Below are 12799 nucleotides of genomic sequence, written 5' to 3' on the forward strand. Positions count from 1 at the left end.
ACACACGCTGGGGGTGGCGTCCGGCGAAACGGTCCGCCGGGGGCATCGGGGGGCGTTCCGCGGGGGCGTCTCACCCGTGCCACCGGCTGGGCGCACCGGAGAGGGGCGAGCTGGGCAGAGGTGACTCAGGAGGCCCAGTGGACCCCGAGGGTGGTGCCCGCCGCCGCGGCCAGCAGGCTCCACAGCAGGGTGCCCAGCACCACGGCCAGGGCGGCGGCACCCCGTTTCCCGCGGATCAACCGCACGGCGTCCACCATGGCGGTGGAGAACGTGGTGAATCCTCCGCACAGCCCGGTGCCCAGGGCCACGGTCCACACGGGGCCGAGCACGATCGCCAGCCCGCTGACCAGGCCCAGCACGAACGAGCCCGTCACATTGATCAGCGCCGTGGCCAGCGGGAAGGGGCGCCTCTGCCGGGAGGAGACGGCACGGTCCGTCAGGAAGCGCAGAACCGCCCCGATCGCCCCGCCCAGGGCCACCGCGAGAGCCGCGATCACCGCCGACCCCCGTCTGGGAGGGCGCCGGGGCGCTGCCCGGCACCCGGTGCCGGGTACTCGGGGGAGGCCGCGGGCGGCGTCGTGCGCCGGTCACGCCACCACGCCCCCAGGGCGATGCCCGCGGCCGCCGCGAGCAGACCCCCCACGATGCTCAGGGCGGTGTAGCCCAGCGCGGCGGCCGAGGTGCCGGCGTCCACGTGGTCCCACACCTCCTGGGCGAAAGTGGAGTAGGTGGTGAAGCCGCCCAGCAGGCCGGTGCCCAGCAGCAGCCGAGCGGTGCGGGCGCGGGTGCCCTCCGTGCCGGGGCGGGTGAGGAACTCGAGCAGGAAGCCCAGGAGCAGCGCTCCGGCCAGGTTGACCGAGAGCGTGGGCCAGTGCCAGGCCGAGCCGGAGGGGAGCACGTGGGCCACGCCCCAGCGCAGCAGACTGCCCGCCGCACCGCCGAGACCCACCCACAGGACGTCGCGCGCGGTGGTGCGCGTCATCGGCGCACCGCCAGCAGCATGCCCGTGCCGGTGGGGACCACGGCCGTGGCGAGCCTGGGCTCGTCGCGCAGCGTGCGGACCACCTCCCGCATGATCACCGTCTCCTCCTGCCGCTGGGCGGGCTGGGGGACCAGGTCCTGGTGCAGGGCGTCGTTGACCACGAGCATCCCCCCGCGGCGCAGCAGCCGCGCTCCCTCGATCACGTAGTCGGCGGTGCTCGCCACGTCCGCGTCGATGAAGACCATGTCGTAGGCGTTCTCCGTGAGCCGCGGCAGCACGAGGGCCGCCGCGCCGGAGATCGTGCGGGTGCGCCTGGGCTCGAAACCCGCCTCGCGGAAGGTGTCCCGGGCGGCGCGCAGGGCGCGGATGTCGGTGTCGATGGTGGTGAGCACGGACTCGGACGGCATCCCGCGCAGCAGCGCGAGCCCGGACACGCCCGCACCGGTGCCCACCTCCACCACCGTGGCGGGACGGGCGGAGGCCGCCAGGACGGTCAGCAGGGAGGCCGCGGCGGGGGTCACGGGGTCCAGGCGGAGGGCGAGGGAGCGCTCCCGCGCGCGGAAGGCCGTCTCGTCCTCCGTGGCGTAGGCCTCGCAATAGGCCCAGCTCGTGGTCTTGTCCGTGGTCATGGACCCTGGTGTCCTTCACTGCCGTGTGCGGCGGGATCCTGCGGGCCCCGGCGCCCCGAGATGACGAATCCGGCGCGGGGCCGGGAGCTTTCCGGAGGCCAGCCTATCGCGGTCCGCGCGCCCGCCGTGGGCAACGCCCGGTGCCCGCCCAGACCGCTGTCAGACTCCTGGACCAGAATGAGGGCAAGACGACTGGTCGCCCGGGCGGTCACGGGACCGCCCCCAGGGGACGGACGGCGGGAAGGGGACGTGGTGGCCACACGGGTGGATGGCGGCGCTGCGCGCCGGCGGCGCAGGCCCGCGCGGCGCACCCTCGCCCTGGCGGCGGCCCTCACGGCGTGCCTCTGCGTGGCGCTGGTGACCACGGCCGTGTGGCACGTGGGCAGGCAGACCCAGCAGCAGGAGCTGCTCCGTGCCCGGTCGGCGGCCACCTGGTCCCCGGACGGAGAGGCCATCGTGGCCACCTCCGAGCGGGCGGACGTGGGCAGCCTGCGCGCCCAGGGCTGGGCCGTTCCGGCGCTCGCCTCCCAGGGCTTCACCGTGGCGGACGTCCGGCAGGTCACCGTGGGCGGCCAGCCAGCCGTGACGGTGAGCCTGCACGACGACCACGTCAGCGCCGAGATCGTGGAGCAGCGCGGCACGGTGAACGCGGGGAACCCCCTCGACGGGGTCAGCGGGCTGCCCGTGAGCGCCGAGGGCATGCACGAGTCCATGGTCTCCGGGTCCCGGCTGTGGATCCAGCGCGGCACCTCGTGGCGCGCCGTCATGGTCCGCCCGGATGCGGTCTACACCGTGACCTCTGACGCGCCCCCGGCCACCATGACCGAGGTGCTGGGGGCCGTGGTGGCCGAGGACCGCGGCCGGGTCTCCCTGCCCGTCCGCACGGAGGAGGGCTTCGGCGCCACCGTGGCGGACGGGCTGCGCACACTGTTCGGGTAGGAACCTCCCACCGGGGCGTTCCCTGACGTTGATAGGCTCAGCGGGTGTTCGGGATTTCTGGCGGAGAAGCCATCATCATTCTCATCGTGGCCCTGGTGATCATCGGGCCGGAGCGGCTTCCCGAGTACGCCCAGAAGCTCAAGGAGATGGTCAAGGCCATCCGCAACTACGCCACGGGCGCCACGGAGGACCTCAAGGAGACCCTCGGTCCCGAGTTCACGGACCTCGACTGGCGCAAGCTCGACCCCCGCCAGTACGACCCCCGCGTGATCGTGCGGGAGGCGCTGCTGGAGGACGACGCCGACCGCGCCCGTTCCCAGTCCGCCGCCGCCACCACGGTGGCGGCTCCCACGGTGCGGCGCCTGGCCCGGGGCGAGCGGGCGCCCTTCGACACCGAGGCCACCTGAGCGGCGTCGCCCGGGGACGCAGGGCACCCCGCCGGGACCTCAGCCGCGGGGCGTGATGCCCAGGTTCTTTCCCGCGAGGCCACGGCCCTGCCGGTCCAGCGCACGGGCGATCTCCCACAGCTGCACGGAGGCGGGGGAGTCCGGGTCCGCCCAGACCGCCGGCACACCGCGGTCCGAGGCCTCCCGCACGCCCGTGTCCAGGGGCACGCTGCCGAGCAGCGGCACCGGGTAGCCCAGGCGCTCCGAGAGGGTCGCGGCGATCGTCTCGCCGCCGCCGGAGCCGAAGACCTCCATGCGGGTGCCGTCCGGCATGACCATCGCGGACATGTTCTCCACCACGCCCGTGACCCGCTGCCCGGTCTGCTCGGCGAGGGTCCCGGAGCGCTGCGCCACGCTCACCGCGGCGTGCTGGGGCGTGGAGACCACCACCACCCCGGAGCGCGGGAGCAGCTGCCCCACGGAGATGGCGATGTCCCCGGTGCCCGGAGGCAGGTCCAGCAGCAGGTGGTCCAGGTCCCCGAAGTGCACGTCCGTGAGGAACTGCTCCACCGCGCGGTGCAGCATGGGCCCGCGCCACGCCACGGGCTGGGCGGGATCCACGAACATCCCGATGGAGATCACCTTCACCACGCCGCGCGAGCGGTGCCCCGCGCCCGCCGCCCCGTCCTGGGGGCGGCGGTCCACTCCCTCCGGCACCTCCACCACGGGCGGCAGGATCATGTCCCCCACGCGCGTGGGGGAGCGGGTGATGCCCAGCAGCCCGGGCACGGAGAAGCCGTGGATGTCCGCGTCCACGATCCCCACGGTGCGGCCCATGGCGGCCAGGGCCGCGGCCAGGTTCACGGTGACGCTGGACTTGCCCACACCGCCCTTGCCGCTGGTGATCGCGTGCACGCGGGTCAGCGAGGTCGGCTCCGCGAACGGGTTGGTGCGGAAGTGGCCCAGCCGCTTCTGCAGCTCCTCGCGCTGGGCCGGGGTCATCACGCCCACGTCCACCGCCACCCGGGTGACACCCGCCACCTCTCCCAGGGCGGCGCGCAGGTCCGCCTCGATCGTCCCGCGCAGCGGGCACCCGGACACCGTCAGCAGCACCCGGACCCGTGCGGTGCCGTCCGCCAGGGTCGCCGAGGGGATCATGCCCAGCTCGGTCACGGGGCGGCGCAGCTCGGGGTCGATCACGGCGTCCAGGGCCGCGCGCAGCCTCGGGTCGATCTCCTGCGGGGTCTCGCTCGTCGCACTCACCGCTGCGGCTCCTCCCCGGGTGCGGTGGACCGCTCGCCGGGCGCGGGCGACGAGGCCGTGCCCGGCTCCGCGGGGTCGCCCGCCGTCCGCGTGTCCGGGGGAACCGGGGTGGCCGCGTGCGATCCCGCGCCCTGGCCCGAGGGTTCGGCGGGGGTGGTCTCCCGCGGCCCCTGGCGCCTGCCGCGCTCGGACCTCCTGTCGGACTTGCGCTCCGACTTGCGGCCCGAGGAGGACCTGCGGGCGGACTCCGGCCTGGTCTCGGGAGCCTCCGGCCCGGTGGCCTCGGCACGCTGCTCCTGGGCCTCCAGGATCTCCTCGAGCAGACCGCGCAGCTCCGAGCGGACGTAGTCCCGCGTGGCGACCTCGCGCATGGCGATGCGCAGGGACGCGATCTCCCGGGTGAGGTACTCGGTGTCCGCGAGGTTCTGCTGCCCGCGCTTGCGGTCCTCCTCCGCGACCACGCGGTCGCGGTCGTCCTGCCGGTTCTGCGCGAGCAGCAGCAGCGGCGCGGCGTAGGAGGCCTGCAGCGACAGCATCAGCGTGAGCAGGGTGAAGTTCAGGGACCGGGGGTCGAACTGGACGTCCTCCGGGGCCAGCGTGTTCCAGGACAGCCACACGGCCACGAAGACCGTCATCCACATGAGGAACTGCGGCGTGCCCATCCACCGGGCGATCGCCTCCGTGAACTGGCCGAAGGAGTCCGGGTTCGGGCGGAAGCGGTTCAGGATGCCGGGGCGCTTCTCCCGCGGCTGGTCCAGGGGACCGGGAGCGTACTGCGAGGACGCGTTCTGCCGGGGACTACTCATACCTCTTACCCACCTTACGGACCGGGGTCCCGTCGTCGTACGTGCGCCAGTCGTCGGGCAGCAGTGCATCCAGGACGTCGTCGATCGTGACGGCGCCCACGAGCCTGTCCTGGTCGTTGACCACGGGCAGGATGGTGAGGTCGTAGGTGGCCAGCTCACGGGCCACGTCCGCCAGGGACGCCTGGTCGGAGACCGGCTCCACGGAGCGGTCGATCAGGTTCCCGATGGCCTCGGGCGGCGGGTAGCGCAGCAGCCGCTGGGTGTGCACGAAGCCCAGGTACTTGCCCGTGGGGGTCTCCAGCGGGGGGCGGCATACGAGCACTGCGGATGCCGCCGCGGGGATCACCTCCTCCTGGCGGATGTGGGCCAGGGCCTCCGCGACCGTGGCCTCCGGGGAGAGCACGATGGGCACCGGGGTCATGAGCGAGCCGGCCGTGCCCTCCTCGTACTCGCGCAGGCGCCGCACGTCCTCGGCGTCCTCGGGCTCCATCATGGTGATGAGGCGTTCGGCCTCCGCCTCGGGCAGTTCGTTCAGCAGGTCCGTGGCGTCGTCCGGGTCCATCTCCTCGAGAAGGGTGACGGCGCGGTCGTTGTCCAGGTGCGTGAGGATGAACACCTGGTCCTCCTCGGGCAGCTCCTCCAGCACGTCCGCGAGCCGCTCGTCCTGCAGCTCCGCGGCGATCTCCAGCTTGCGCTTGTCCGGCATGTCCCGCAGCTCGTCCGCGAGGTCCGCGGCCTGGTCCTCCTCGTGCTGCGTGATCCACTGCGTGGCCGGCTGGTGGCCCGCGTTGGAGGGGTCGTCGGTGTCCTCCCAGTCCACGATCAGCGTCTGGTTCCGGCGGCGGATGAGACCGCCCGTGGCCTGTGAGCGGCGCACGAAGAGCTGGGAGATCACCCAGTCCCCGCGGTTGTTGGACTTCTCCATGGCCACGTCCTCGATGGTGGCGGTGCCGGAGCCGTCCAGCAGCACCACGGTGCGGTCGAAGAGCTCGCCCACGGCCAGCGTCTCCGCGCCGCGCTGCTCGAAGCGGCGCAGGTTCACCAGTCCGGTGGAGATGATCTGGTCCGCGTCGATGCTGGTCACCCGGGTCATGGGGACGAACACGCGCTTCTTGCCCAGGACCTCCACCACGAGACCCACCACCAGCGGCCGGTTCATCACGGACGGGCGGGTGCCGGGCCGCAGCAGCACCACGACGTCGCGCAGCCGCCCCAGGCGGTCGCCCAGGGGGTCGAAGACGTCGAGGCCGATCAGCCGGGCGACGAAGATCTTGGAAAGGTTTGTGCTCACCCGCACAGCCTAGTGACCGGACGTGGCCTGGGACATTCGGGGGTGGCCGGGCCCACACGCCGGCCCACGCCGGGCGGTCGTGTTCACCCGCTGCGATGGCCCGGGGAATTCCCTGCGTCCTGGCACGCACCTGCGGGACAATGGACCCCATGACCAACCCGAACCGCAGTCCCGCGCAGCTGTCCATCGCTCCCGAGATGCCCCGGGGGGAGGTGGTGGGCCGCTACCGCACCTACGCCGAGGCGCAGAAGGCCGTCGACTACATGTCGGACGAGCACTTCCCCGTGGCCATGGTCTCGATCATCGGCAGCGACCTGAAGTCCGTGGAGCAGGTCACCGGCCGGCTGTCCTACCCGAAGGTGGCCCTGCAGGGGGCCCTCAACGGCGTGTTCTTCGGCGCGTTCTTCGGGCTGATCATGTCCATGTTCGGGGGCGCGAACATGGCGTCCTCCGTGCTGCTCACCATGCTCCTGGGCGGCGCGTTCTTCATGCTCATGGCCACCATCACCTACGCGATGTCCCGCGGGAAGCGGGACTTCACCTCCACCAGCCGGATCGTGGCGGGCAGCTACGAGGTGCTCGCCGCCCCGGAGGTCGCCGGCCAGGCCCGGCAGGTGCTCGGCTCCATGCCGGACGGGCCCGGCACCGGCTACGGCCCGCAGGGCCCCGCCCGGAACGTGCCGGGGCAGAACCCCTCGGCACCGTACGGCGGCCCGCAGAACGGCCGGGGCCAGTACGGCGGCGCGCCGATGCACCGCGGCCCCGATGCGCGGCCCGGCCATTGGGGTCCGCAGAACGGGGCTCCCCACGGCGGCGGCTTCCAAGGCGGCCCCGCCCAGGGTGCGCAGGGCGGCGATCCGCGGCAGGGCGGCGTCGACGGCCGGGGCAGCACCGCGCAGTCGGCACCCGGTGCCCCCCGGGGCGCCCACGCTCCCGCCGACGACGCCGCGGCGCCGGATCCCCAGCGCTCCGCCAAGTTCCCGGACCTGCCGGACGGGCGCCCGCAGTACGGCATCCGCGTGGAGCCCTCGGACGGGGCGGCGCCCGCACCGTGGACGCGCGACGGCTCCGCCGCCCAGCAGGGCGACCCCGGGGAGTCCCGCCAGGACGACGGTCCCGTGACCGGGAACCGCGGTGGGGCGGACGATGACTCCGCCCACAACCGCGGCTAGTCCCCACCATGTGCAGAAGGCCCCGCACCGGAGGGTGCGGGGCCTTCTGCGTGCCCATCCGTGGGGCGGGGCACCGTCAGACGGAGGGACCCACGTTCTCGGTGCGGCTCCAGATCCCCTGGATCCACGCCTCCACGTCCTCCGGGTGGCGCGGCAGCCCCTCGGAGAGGTTCTCGTTGCCCTGCTCGGTGACCAGGACGTCGTCCTCGATGCGCACGCCGATCCCGCGGTACTCCTCGGGGATCGCGAGGTCCTCGTCCTTGAAGTACAGGCCGGGCTCGATCGTGAACACCATGCCCGGTTCGATCACCGCGTCCAGGTACAGCTCCCGCTTGGCCTGCGCGCAGTCGTGGACGTCCAGGCCCAGGTGGTGGCTCGTGCCGTGGGGCATCCAGCGGCGGTGGTGCTGGCCGGACTCGGACAGCGAGACCTCCGCCGAGACCGGGAGCAGGCCCCACTCCTCGAGGCGGCGCGCCAGCACCTCCATGGCCGCCGCGTGCACGTCCCGGAACCGGTTGCCCGGCACGGCCACCGCGAACGCGGCCTCCGAGGCGTCCAGCACCGCCTGGTAGATCCGGCGCTGCACGTCCGTGTACGTGCCGTCCACGGGCAGGGTGCGGGTGAGGTCCGCGGTGTAGAGCGAGTCCGCCTCCACGCCCGCGTCCACCAGGATCAGCTCACCGGGGCGCACCGAGCCGTTGTTGCGGATCCAGTGCAGGACGGTGGCGTTGTTGCCGGAGGCGGCGATCGTGTCGTACCCCAGGTCGTTGCCCTCCAGGCGGGCGCGGGAGAAGAACGCGCCCTCGACCACGCGCTCGCCGCGCTCCCCGCCGATGGCCCGGGGCAGCACCGTGACGATGTCCTCGAAGCCGCGGATCGTGGCGGCCACGGCCTTGCGCAGCTCCCCGATCTCGTGGGCGTCCTTCACGAGGCGCAGCTCGCTCAGCGCCTCGGTCAGGGTGGCGTCCTTCGCGTCCGACTGCTCCAGGTCCACACCCGTGTTGATCCGGGAGGTGTCCACGAGGGCGTCCATGTTCAGGTCCACGTCCCGGACCAGCCGGATGCTCAGCCCGCCCAGGGCGGCGTTGCCGGCGTCCCTGGTCACGGCGGTCTCCAGCGCGGAGAGGTCCTGGGTGGGAAGGTCGAACTCGTCCCTCAGCTGCTCGAGCGTGGGGCGCGGGCCCACCCAGAACTCGCCGTTCTTGGCGTCCGCGTAGAACTCGGCGGAGTCCCGCCCGGCCATGGGGTGGAAGTACAGGGTGGCCACGTGGTCGCTGCCGTTGTCCCCCTCGCCCGGCTCGGTGGGCTCCATGACCAGCACGGCCTCGGGCTCGTGGTCCACGCCCATGCCCGTCAGGTGCGCGAAGGCGGAGTGCGGTCGGAATCGGTAGTCGGTGTCGTTCGAGCGCACCTTGGGCGCACCGGCCGGGATCACCAGGCGCTCACCCGGGAACAGGCGCGAGAGCCGGGCGCGGCGCTCGGCGGCGAACTGGGCGACCTCCGCGCGCGGCGTCGTCGTGTGCTCCGGGGTGGCCCAGCCCGAGGCCATGAACTCGCGGAACTGCTCGTTCTCCGGGCGCTGGGAACGGTTGTCCACGCGCTCGTCCAGCGGCTGCGCGGCGTCCTCGCTCGCGCGGTGGGAAGCGGTCGTCTGCTCGGGGCCCTGAGTCATGGGCGCGGTCATCTCCTTCGCGGCGCGATCGTTCGCGCGGGTGTGGGGTGCGGGTCTTTCCCGTCCATGGTGTCACGCCGGTCAACCGACCGCCCGCGGGTCCCGCACCTCCCGCGGGTATCGTGGGGCCGGTGAGAATCGACCTGCACACCCACTCGATCGCCTCGGACGGCACGGAGACCCCGGGCGACGTCGCCCGCTCGGCGCACGCCGCCGGGCTCACCGCGTTCGCGCTCACTGACCACGACACCACGGCCGGGTGGCGCGAGGCCGGGGACACCGCGGTGTCCCTGGGAGTGGCCTTCGTGCCGGGGATGGAGATCACGTGCACCACCCGCGACGGGATCTCGGTGCACATGCTCAGCTACCTCCACGACCCCCACCACCAGCCGCTCGTGGACCGGATCGAGGAGTGCCGCCGCAACCGGCTCACGCGCGCCCGCAGGATGGTGGAGCTGCTCTCGGAGGACTTCGACATCACCTGGGCGGACGTCACCGCCCAGGTGGGCCCGGACGCCACCGTGGGCCGCCCGCACATCGCCGACGCCCTCGTGGCACTGGGCGTGGTGCCCAACCGCTCGGCGGCGTTCGCGGACATGCTCTCGGGCCGCTCCAGGTACTACGTGCGCCACGACGCCCTGGACCCGGTGGAGGCGATCAAGCTCGTGCGCGCGGCGGGCGGGGTGCCGGTGTGCGCCCACCCCATGGCGTCGCTGCGGGGACGCGTGGCCAGCGCCGCGGACTTCGACGCCATGATCGACGCCGGTCTCGCGGGTCTGGAGGTGGCCCACCGGGACAACCCGGACGAGGCCCGCGCGGTCCTCATGACCATGGCCGCCGAGCACGACCTGATCGTCACCGGCTCCAGCGACTACCACGGGGCGGGCAAGCCCAACCGGCTGGGGGAGAACTCCACCTCGGCCCGCTCGTTCACCCGGATCTGCGAGCAGGCCACCTCCGGCGTGGAGGTGCGCTGGCCCTGAGCCGCGTCCCGGGTGTGGTCAGGGGCCGCGCAGCACGGGCACGTCCGGCAGGCGCCGGTGCATCACGTCCACCGCTTCGGGGTTCACGTCCACGCACACGAACCGCCGCCCCAGACCGGCGCACACCGCCCCCGTGGTCCCGGAGCCGGCGAAGAAGTCCAGCACCCAGTCCCCGGGGCGGGAGGAGGCCGTGACGATCCGCCGCAGCACCCCCTCCGGCTTCTGCGTGGGGTAGCCGGTCTTCTCCCGGCCGGTGGGGGAGACGATGGTGTGCCACCACACGTCCGTGGGCAGCTTCCCGCGCGCCGCCTTCTCCGCGCCCACCAGGCCCGGGGCCATGTACGGCTCGCGGTCCACCTCTGCGGAGTCGAAGTGGTAGGCCGCCGGGTCCTTGACGTACACGAGGATGGTGTCGTGCTTCGCGGGCCAGCGCCTGGTGGTGCGGGCCCCGAAGTCGTAGGCCCAGATGATCTCGTTCAGGAAGCACTCCCGCCCGAACAGGGCGTCCAGGAGCACCTTGACGTAGTGCACCTCCCGGTAGTCCAGGTGGACGTAGAGGGTGCCGTGGCGGGCCAGCACGCGCCGCGCGTGCAGCAGCCGGGGCTCCAGGAACCCCAGGTAGTCCGCGAAAGAGTCCTCGTAGCGGCGCAGCGAGCCCAGCACCGTCTGGTAGGAGCGCCCCGCGAACCCCACGCGGTCGCCCTCCCCGGCGGCCGTGGGCACGGCCTGGATGGTGCGGCGCACCTGGTCCCTGCCCGTGTTGAACGGAGGGTCCAGGTACACCAGGGAGAACGCCTCGTCCGGCAGGGACTCCAGCACCGTGAGGTTCTCGCCGTGCACGATGGCGCTGGTGCCCTCCGGGTCGAACGCGAAGGGCTCCCGCGCCGCCACCGCCGCTACTCCGCCGAGGCGGAGGACTGCTGGGCGCCCTGCTGGCCGCCGTTGCGGTTCTGTCCCGAGGGACGACGACGCCGCCGGCGCCGCTTGGCGCCCTCGCCCGAGGCCTCCACGGACTTCTCCCGCGGTGCGTGCTCGGCCCTCTCCCCGGAGCCGTCCCCGTCGCCCTTCGGGCGGCGGGAGCGGTTGCCGGAACCGCCCTGGCCCGAGCCGCCGGAGCCGCCCGAGCGGCGTCGTGCGCCGGAGCCGCCGGAGGAGCGCTTCTCGTCCCGGTGCCCGCGGCCGTCCCCGAGGTCCTCCAGCTCCTCCGCGCCCAGGCCCTCCAGCGTGCGCTGCGAGCGGGGGAGCCTGCCCTTGGCGGTGCGGGGGATGTTCAGGTCGGTGTAGAGGTGCTCGGAGGAGGAGTAGGTCTCCACGGGCTCGGGCACGCCGAGCTCCAGGGCCTTGTCGATCAGCCGCCAGCGGGGGACGTCGTCCCAGTCCACGAACGTGATGGCCGTGCCCTTGTTGCCCGCGCGCCCGGTGCGCCCGGTGCGGTGCAGGTAGGTCTTCTCGTCCTCGGGGCACTGGAAGTTGATCACGTGCGTGACGTCCTCCACGTCGATGCCCCGGGCCGCGACGTCCGTGGCCACCAGCACGTCCACCTTGGAGTTGCGGAAGGCGCGCAGCGCCTGCTCACGGGCGCCCTGGCCGAGGTCACCGTGCAGGGGAGCGGCCGCGAACCCGCGGTGGATGAGCTCGTCCGCGAGCTTCGCCGCGGCACGCTTGGTGCGGGTGAAGATGATGCTGCGCCCGCGGCCCTCGGCCTGCAGGATGCGCGCCACCACCTCGTCCTTGTCCAGGTGGTGGGCGCGGTAGATGACCTGGCGGATGTCCTTCTTGGTGGAGCCCTCGTCCGGGGCAGCCGCGCGGATGTGCATGGGGTGGGTCATGTACCGGCGGGCCATGGCCACCACGGGACCGGGCATGGTCGCGGAGAACAGCATGGTCTGGCGCACCTCGGGGACCGCGGCGAGCAGCTTCTCCACGTCGGGGAGGAAGCCCAGGTCCAGCATCTCGTCCGCCTCGTCCAGCACGACCATGCGCACGTGGCTGAGGTCCAGGAAGTGCTGACGGTTGAGGTCGATCAGGCGCCCCGGGGTGCCCACCACCACCTCCACGCCCTTCTCCAGCTCGGCGATCTGCGAGTCGTAGGGGCGCCCGCCGTAGATGGTGGCCACGCGGGCGTTGCGGGTCTTCGCGGCGATTGCGAGGTCGCTGCCCACCTGCACGGCGAGCTCACGGGTGGGGACCACGATCAGGGCCTGCGGGGCGCCCGGCTTCTTCAGCTGCGCCCAGCCGGCGTCGTCCCGGCCCACCGCGCGCTGCAGCGCGGGGATGCCGAAGCCCAGGGTCTTGCCGGTGCCGGTCTTGGCCTGGCCGATGATGTCCTGCCCCGACAGTGCCACGGGCAGGGTCATGGCCTGGATGGGGAACGGCGAGGTGATGCCGTGGGCGGCCAGGGCGTCCACGATGTCCTGGCGCACGCCGTAGTCCGCGAACGTGGCCTCCACCACGGGCTCGGCGGTCTCCACGGCCTTCTCCCCGGTCTCGTCGATCTCGGGGGCGTCCGGCTCGGGTGTAGCGGTGATGTCGTCGGTCAAAGCGATCCTTCACGGGTAGGCGCGGGGCACCGCAGCCGGGATCCGAGTGCGCACCGCCCGGGAGGGCGACGGCACGGGCCGGGGGGCTGCCGCGCAAGTGTGAGGAAGCCGATCGTGGAACCCACCCCGTCCGGGC

At 73.2% G+C, this 12799-nt stretch carries 13 protein-coding genes; 4 read left to right on the top strand and 9 right to left on the bottom strand.

Features of this window, described 5'->3' with window-relative positions; all coding sequences use genetic code 11:
• Positions 1 to 125 precede the first annotated feature (125 nt).
• From crcB to Q4A22_RS04945, 3 genes are read right to left on the bottom strand one after another with little or no spacing between them, the layout of a single operon-like run.
• Positions 126 to 497, bottom strand: a complete 372-nt coding sequence (gene crcB / locus Q4A22_RS04935) for a fluoride efflux transporter CrcB (RefSeq protein ID WP_303177615.1) — start codon at positions 495 to 497, stop codon at positions 126 to 128.
• A complete protein-coding gene (locus Q4A22_RS04940; RefSeq protein WP_303177616.1) occupies positions 494 to 982 on the bottom strand; it encodes a CrcB family protein in 489 nt (162 codons plus the stop codon). The genes crcB and Q4A22_RS04940 overlap by 4 nt, the downstream gene beginning before the upstream one ends.
• Positions 979 to 1611 carry an O-methyltransferase gene (locus tag Q4A22_RS04945; protein WP_303177617.1) on the bottom strand — a complete coding sequence of 211 codons (633 nt, stop codon included), beginning with the start codon at positions 1609 to 1611 and terminating at the stop codon, positions 979 to 981. Before Q4A22_RS04945 ends, Q4A22_RS04940 begins: the two co-directional genes overlap by 4 nt.
• Before the next feature lie 252 nt (positions 1612 to 1863).
• On the opposite strand from Q4A22_RS04945, the gene Q4A22_RS04950 reads away from it, so the two are divergent.
• Positions 1864 to 2550 carry a hypothetical protein gene (locus Q4A22_RS04950; protein ID WP_303177618.1) on the top strand — a complete coding sequence of 229 codons (687 nt, stop codon included), beginning with the start codon at positions 1864 to 1866 and terminating at the stop codon, positions 2548 to 2550.
• A 44-nt stretch (positions 2551 to 2594) separates the two neighbouring features.
• On the top strand, positions 2595 to 2957 hold the full coding sequence (locus Q4A22_RS04955) for a sec-independent translocase (RefSeq protein WP_303177619.1): 363 nt from the start codon (positions 2595 to 2597) through the stop codon (positions 2955 to 2957).
• Positions 2958 to 2996: 39 nt separating this feature from the next.
• On the opposite strand, the gene Q4A22_RS04960 is transcribed toward Q4A22_RS04955, so the two are convergent.
• From Q4A22_RS04960 to Q4A22_RS04970, 3 genes are read right to left on the bottom strand one after another with little or no spacing between them, the layout of a single operon-like run.
• Positions 2997 to 4199, bottom strand: a complete 1203-nt coding sequence (locus Q4A22_RS04960) for an Mrp/NBP35 family ATP-binding protein (RefSeq protein ID WP_303177620.1) — start codon at positions 4197 to 4199, stop codon at positions 2997 to 2999.
• Entirely contained in the window at positions 4196 to 5005 is an 810-nt protein-coding gene (locus Q4A22_RS04965; RefSeq protein ID WP_303177621.1) for a DUF1003 domain-containing protein, read from the bottom strand. The genes Q4A22_RS04960 and Q4A22_RS04965 overlap by 4 nt, the downstream gene beginning before the upstream one ends.
• Positions 4998 to 6296, bottom strand: coding sequence for a CBS domain-containing protein (locus tag Q4A22_RS04970; protein WP_303177622.1), 1299 nt, complete (start codon positions 6294 to 6296; stop codon positions 4998 to 5000). The genes Q4A22_RS04965 and Q4A22_RS04970 overlap by 8 nt, the downstream gene beginning before the upstream one ends.
• Positions 6297 to 6445: 149 nt before the next feature.
• Here Q4A22_RS04970 and Q4A22_RS04975 point away from each other — a divergent pair, with 149 nt between their 5' ends.
• Positions 6446 to 7468 (top strand): general stress protein, encoded by a 1023-nt coding sequence (locus Q4A22_RS04975; RefSeq protein WP_303177623.1) that lies wholly within the window; start codon positions 6446 to 6448, stop codon positions 7466 to 7468.
• 76 nt (positions 7469 to 7544) lie between these two features.
• On the opposite strand, the gene Q4A22_RS04980 is transcribed toward Q4A22_RS04975, so the two are convergent.
• The gene (locus tag Q4A22_RS04980; RefSeq protein WP_303177624.1) at positions 7545 to 9140 is read right to left on the bottom strand and encodes an aminopeptidase P family protein; all 1596 of its coding nucleotides are present in this window, start codon (positions 9138 to 9140) and stop codon (positions 7545 to 7547) included.
• Positions 9141 to 9271: 131 nt separating this feature from the next.
• On the opposite strand from Q4A22_RS04980, the gene Q4A22_RS04985 reads away from it, so the two are divergent.
• A complete protein-coding gene (locus Q4A22_RS04985) occupies positions 9272 to 10123 on the top strand; it encodes a PHP domain-containing protein (protein WP_303177625.1) in 852 nt (283 codons plus the stop codon).
• 18 nt (positions 10124 to 10141) lie between these two features.
• Here the strand turns inward: Q4A22_RS04985 and Q4A22_RS04990 are convergent, their stop codons facing one another.
• Complete coding sequence (locus tag Q4A22_RS04990) at positions 10142 to 11014, bottom strand: site-specific DNA-methyltransferase (RefSeq protein ID WP_303177626.1); 873 nt, start codon at positions 11012 to 11014, stop codon at positions 10142 to 10144.
• A 5-nt stretch (positions 11015 to 11019) separates the two neighbouring features.
• Positions 11020 to 12663, bottom strand: a complete 1644-nt coding sequence (locus Q4A22_RS04995; RefSeq protein ID WP_303177627.1) for a DEAD/DEAH box helicase — start codon at positions 12661 to 12663, stop codon at positions 11020 to 11022.
• Positions 12664 to 12799 lie beyond the last annotated feature (136 nt).

It is taken from the genome of Kocuria sp. (assembly GCF_030530945.1).
Taxonomy (GTDB): Bacteria; Actinomycetota; Actinomycetes; order Actinomycetales; family Micrococcaceae; genus Kocuria.

Excerpts from the sequence above, each read along its gene's own strand:
- Q4A22_RS04965 (WP_303177621.1), bottom strand. The coding sequence starts at position 5,005 with ATGAGTAGTCCCCGGCAGAACGCGTCCTCGCAGTACGCTCCCGGTCCC.
- Q4A22_RS04980 (WP_303177624.1), bottom strand. The coding sequence starts at position 9,140 with ATGACTCAGGGCCCCGAGCAGACGACCGCTTCCCACCGCGCGAGCGAG.
- Q4A22_RS04940 (WP_303177616.1), bottom strand. The coding sequence starts at position 982 with ATGACGCGCACCACCGCGCGCGACGTCCTGTGGGTGGGTCTCGGCGGT.
- Q4A22_RS04975 (WP_303177623.1), top strand. The coding sequence starts at position 6,446 with ATGACCAACCCGAACCGCAGTCCCGCGCAGCTGTCCATCGCTCCCGAG.
- Q4A22_RS04945 (WP_303177617.1), bottom strand. The coding sequence starts at position 1,611 with ATGACCACGGACAAGACCACGAGCTGGGCCTATTGCGAGGCCTACGCC.